The sequence below is a fragment of the Fructobacillus tropaeoli genome (assembly GCF_016860625.1).
GTDB classification, from domain to species: Bacteria; Bacillota; Bacilli; order Lactobacillales; family Lactobacillaceae; genus Fructobacillus; species Fructobacillus tropaeoli.
Genome location: NZ_BOJU01000012.1, coordinates 1 through 351 on the forward strand (window position 1 = coordinate 1; position 351 = coordinate 351).

Consider the following 351-nt stretch of genomic DNA (forward strand, 5'->3'; position numbering starts at 1 on the left):
GCCCCTTAAAAAATATTCTCAAACATTTAATTCATATTTATTATTCAGAAAAATATTTAAAAAATATATTTTTATTTGATTATTCCCCCTTTTTCTTACGCGAAGATACAAACTCATACGTTGAAAGTAAACCTGCAAATACAAGTGCAATCAACCCCTTATTTTCAGAAGTATTTTTATAAATACGACGACCTGTATTCGGCAAAACAGTATTCTCACTATTTCGGTTAACAGAATTTTGAGTTTCTCCTCGATTAATTGAAATTGGATCATCACTGATTGTAATATAGCCAGTTGCCCATGTTCTATCACCAACTGTCCCTGAAGCACTTTCCTGCATTGCTCGCTTTA

General features: G+C 32.2%; 1 protein-coding gene. It reads right to left on the reverse strand.

Features of this window, described 5'->3' with window-relative positions; genetic code table 11:
- Positions 1-79: 79 nt before the first annotated feature.
- Positions 80-351, reverse strand: a 272-nt coding sequence (locus FT12353_RS08455) for a hypothetical protein (RefSeq protein WP_203619402.1), incomplete at its 5' end; no start/stop codon positions are given.